The 4,022-nt window shown below is 65.1% G+C and carries 4 protein-coding genes and 1 pseudogene; all 5 read right to left on the reverse strand.

Features of this window, described 5'->3' with window-relative positions:
* Positions 1-921, reverse strand: a 921-nt coding sequence (gene accD, locus MOV75_RS29580; RefSeq protein ID WP_247007089.1) for an acetyl-CoA carboxylase, carboxyltransferase subunit beta, incomplete at its 3' end; no start/stop codon positions are given.
* Positions 922-1,095: 174 nt separating this feature from the next.
* Positions 1,096-1,932 (reverse strand): tryptophan synthase subunit alpha, encoded by an 837-nt coding sequence (trpA, locus tag MOV75_RS29585; RefSeq protein WP_246930693.1) that lies wholly within the window; start codon positions 1,930-1,932, stop codon positions 1,096-1,098.
* Complete coding sequence (gene trpB, locus MOV75_RS29590; protein WP_246930696.1) at positions 1,929-3,146, reverse strand: tryptophan synthase subunit beta; 1,218 nt, start codon at positions 3,144-3,146, stop codon at positions 1,929-1,931. The genes trpA and trpB overlap by 4 nt, the downstream gene beginning before the upstream one ends.
* Positions 3,143-3,814, reverse strand: coding sequence for a phosphoribosylanthranilate isomerase (locus MOV75_RS29595; RefSeq protein ID WP_246930699.1), 672 nt, complete (start codon positions 3,812-3,814; stop codon positions 3,143-3,145). The genes trpB and MOV75_RS29595 overlap by 4 nt, the downstream gene beginning before the upstream one ends.
* 65 nt (positions 3,815-3,879) lie before the next feature.
* A pseudogene (locus MOV75_RS42765) lies at positions 3,880-4,022 on the reverse strand (DUF1049 domain-containing protein); the annotation flags it as partial.

Below are 4,022 nucleotides of genomic sequence, written 5' to 3' on the forward strand. Positions count from 1 at the left end.
CGCCGTCTCAGCGGCCGATACGATCTGCGCCGGGCTGACGACCGGCTGCACCGATTTCGATGCGCCTTCCTGCGCGGGCGCCTTGGTCAGCAGCCGGCAGAGCCGCGCCAGGGTCGGACGCAACTCGTGGCGATGCACGACCATGTCGACCATGCCGTGCTCCTTGAGATACTCGGCACGCTGGAAGCCTTCCGGGAGCTTTTCACGGATGGTCTGCTCGATGACGCGTGCGCCGGCGAAACCGATCAGCGCGCCCGGCTCGGCGATCTGCACGTCGCCCAGCATCGCGTAGGACGCGGTGACGCCGCCGGTGGTCGGGTTGGTCAGCACGACGATATAGGGCTGCTTCGCCTCGCGCAGCATCTGCACCGCCACCGTGGTCCGCGGCATCTGCATCAGCGACAGGATGCCCTCCTGCATGCGCGCACCGCCGGATGCGGCGAACACGATGAACGGCGACTTCTTCTCGACCGCAAGCTCCAGCCCGCGCACGATGGCTTCGCCCGCGGCCATGCCGAGCGAGCCCCCCATGAAATCGAAATCCTGCACGGCGACGACGACGGCGGCGCCTTCGAGCTTGCCGTAGCCGACCTTGATCGCGTCGTTGAGATTGGTCCGCGCCCGCGCATCCTTGATGCGGTCGACGTATTTCTTCTCGTCACGGAACTTGAGCGGATCGGGCGTGACGTCGGGCAGCGCGACGTCGAACCAGGTCTCGTTGTCGAAGATCGACTTCAGACGCGCCACCGCGCCCATGCGCATGTGATAGTTCGAGCCGGGGATGACGAACTGGTTGGCCTCGACGTCCTTGTAGAACACGAGCTGCCCGGAATCCGGGCACTTGATCCACAGATTCTCCGGCGTCTCCCGCCGCAGCATGTTGCGGATCTTCGGCCGGACCACATTGGTAAGCCAGTTCATGGTTTGCTCCGATGTGCGAACCCGCTTCGCGGATCGCCTGAAGGGATATATGGCGGCCGGGCCTCCGCCCGGCAAGCCGCCGTGTCGTCCGCGTTAGAGCATGATCCGGAAAAGTGTGAAGCGGTTTTCCGACAAGATCATGCTCAAACTAAAGAGCTAAAGCGGAATTATGGCCTATTCCGCCGCCTGTTGCGCGCCCTTGACGCCCTGGGCCAAGGCCGCGGTCAGCTCCGCCACGGCGTTAACGGTCTTGCCGGTCGCCCGCCCCTCGGCATCGAGGCTGTTCTTGAGCGCATCGACCAGCGCGGTGCCGACGACCGCACCATTGGCATGGGAGGCGATGGCGCGTGCCGTCTCCGGCGTGCGGATGCCGAAGCCGACGCAGACCGGCAGTTTTGTATGTCGCTTGATGCGGGCCACAGCCTCGCTCACGGCCGTGGTATCCGCGGCGGCCGCACCGGTGATGCCGGTGATCGAGACGTAATAGACGAAGCCCGAGGTGTTGGCGAGCACGGCCGGCAGCCGCTTGTCGTCGGTGGTCGGCGTCGCCAGGCGGATGAAGTTGAGACCGGCCTTCATCGCAGGCAGGCAGAGCTCGTCGTCCTCCTCCGGCGGCAGGTCGACGATGATCAGACCATCGACACCGGCGCTCTTCGCATCGACCAGGAATTTGTCGACGCCGTAGATGTAGATCGGGTTGTAATAGCCCATCAGCACGATGGGCGTTGCGTTGTCGTCCTTGCGGAAGCCACGCACCAGCTCCAGCGTCTTCTTCAACGTCATGCCGGCCTTGAGCGCGCGAAGCCCTGCGGCCTGGATCGACGGGCCGTCGGCCATCGGATCGGTGAAGGGCATGCCGATCTCGATCACGTCGGCGCCTGACTTCGGCAGCGCCTTGATGATCTCGAGCGAGGTCGCCGGATCGGGATCGCCGGCCATCAGGAAGGTCACGAAGGCCGAGCGGCCTTGTTTCGCAAGCTCGGCAAAACGGGTGTCGATACGCGTGGTCACTTGCTCTTGCCCCTCAGGATGTCGCCGACTTGCGGGACGTCCTTGTCGCCGCGGCCGGAGAGGTTGACGACCATCAGGTGATCCCTGGGACGCTTCGGCGCGAGCTCCATCACCTTGGCAATGGCATGCGCGGGCTCGAGCGCGGGAATGATGCCTTCGAGCTTTGATAGCAGCTGGAATGCGGCCAGCGCCTCGTCGTCGGTCGCGGAGAGATAATTCACGCGACCGACCTCGTGCAGCCAGGAATGCTCGGGCCCGATGCCGGGATAATCGAGGCCGGCCGAAATCGAATGCGCGTCCTGGATCTGGCCGTCGGCGTCCATCAGGAGATAGGTGCGATTGCCGTGGAGCACGCCGGGACGCCCGCCCGCGATCGACGCCGCATGCAGCTGCGTCAGGCCATGACCTGCGGCTTCGACGCCAAAAATTTCGACCGAGGGATCATCGAGGAACGGATGGAACAGGCCCATCGCATTCGAGCCGCCGCCGATGCAGGCGACCAGCGAATCCGGCAGGCGGCCTTCGATCTCCTGCATCTGCGTCTTGGTTTCGTTGCCGATGATCGATTGGAAGTCGCGCACCAGCGTCGGATAGGGGTGCGGACCCGCCACCGTGCCGATGCAGTAGAACGTGTTGTGCACGTTGGTGACCCAATCGCGCAGGGCCTCGTTCATGGCATCCTTCAGCGTGCGCGTGCCCGATTGCACCGGCATCACCGTGGCGCCCAGCATCTCCATGCGGATGACGTTGGGCTGCTGCCGCTCGACATCGACGGCGCCCATATAGACCACGCATTCGAGGCCGAAGCGCGCGCACAGCGTCGCGGTGGCGACACCGTGCTGGCCGGCGCCGGTCTCGGCGATGATGCGCTTCTTGCCCATGCGCCGCGCCAGCATGATCTGGCCGAGCACGTTATTCACCTTGTGCGAGCCGGTGTGGTTGAGCTCTTCACGCTTCAGATAAATCTTTGCGCCGCCAAGATGCTCGGTGAGGCGCTCGGCGAAATAAAGCGGCGACGGCCGGCCGACATAGTTCTTGAGATAGCCGTTCATCTCGGTCTGGAACGCCGGATCGGCCTTGGCCTCGGTGTAGGCCTTATCGAGATCGAGGATCAGCGGCATCAGGGTTTCGGCGACAAAGCGTCCGCCGAAAATGCCGAAATGGCCGCGGTCGTCGGGACCGCTGCGATAGGAATTTGGCTTGGCGATATTCATCGGACGCTCAACTCTTGATTTGCATCTTGGGTGGCGCGCGCGGCGCGGACGAAGGCCTCGATCATCTTGGGGTCTTTGACGCCGGAAGCGCTCTCGACACCCGAGGACACGTCGACGCCGCCGGCGCCAGTGACGCGGAGGGCTTCTGCTACATTGCCGGCATGAAGCCCGCCCGAGACCATGTAGGGCAGTCCCAGATCGAGGTTCTCGAGCAGGTGCCAGTCGAACGGCTCCCCGAGGCCGCCGGGCCGCGTCGCGTCCTTGGGCGCGCGGGCATCGAACAGGATGCGGTCGGCAACCGCGGCATAGCCGGGCAACACGGCGAGATCGGCCGCGGTTGCGACCGGAACCGCCTTCATCACGGGGCGGCCGAACCGCTGCTTGATGTCGCGCAGCCGCGCCACGCTCTCCTTGCCATGGAGCTGGAGAATGTCCGGCGACACCGCGTCGATGATGTTGTCGAGCGTCGCATCGTCGGCATCGACGGTGAGCGCGACCTTAAGCGCGCGCTGCTTTACCTGGCGGCCGAGATCGCGGCCGAGTTCCAGGGACAGATGCCGCGGCGACGGCGGAAAGAACACGAACCCCACCATGTCAGCGCCGGCGTCGAGCGCGATTTCAAGCGTCTCGCGCGTGGACAGGCCGCAGATCTTGACGAGCAGGGACATGATCTCAAAGCAAATGGAGGCCGCCAGACGCGGCCGGAAAACGGGGCTTTCGGTTGCGGCCGCTTCTACAACGTCGCGCGCTGCTTGTCTCGCCCGATGGGCCCGTAAAGGCCGACCCCCGAGGAGACCGGGAGGCGCTGGGACTCGGGCCTTGCCGCGGCCATTTGGGCCCGCAGGTCGGCCAGTTCGCCCCTGGCCGCCCGTGCCT

This window comes from Bradyrhizobium sp. PRIMUS42 (assembly GCF_023006515.1).
In the GTDB taxonomy this organism is placed as follows: Bacteria; Pseudomonadota; Alphaproteobacteria; order Rhizobiales; family Xanthobacteraceae; genus Bradyrhizobium.

Coding starts and splice junctions, on each gene's coding strand:
- trpB (WP_246930696.1), bottom strand. CDS start 3,146: ATGAATATCGCCAAGCCAAATTCCTATCGCAGCGGTCCCGACGACCGC.
- MOV75_RS29595 (WP_246930699.1), bottom strand. CDS start 3,814: ATGTCCCTGCTCGTCAAGATCTGCGGCCTGTCCACGCGCGAGACGCTT.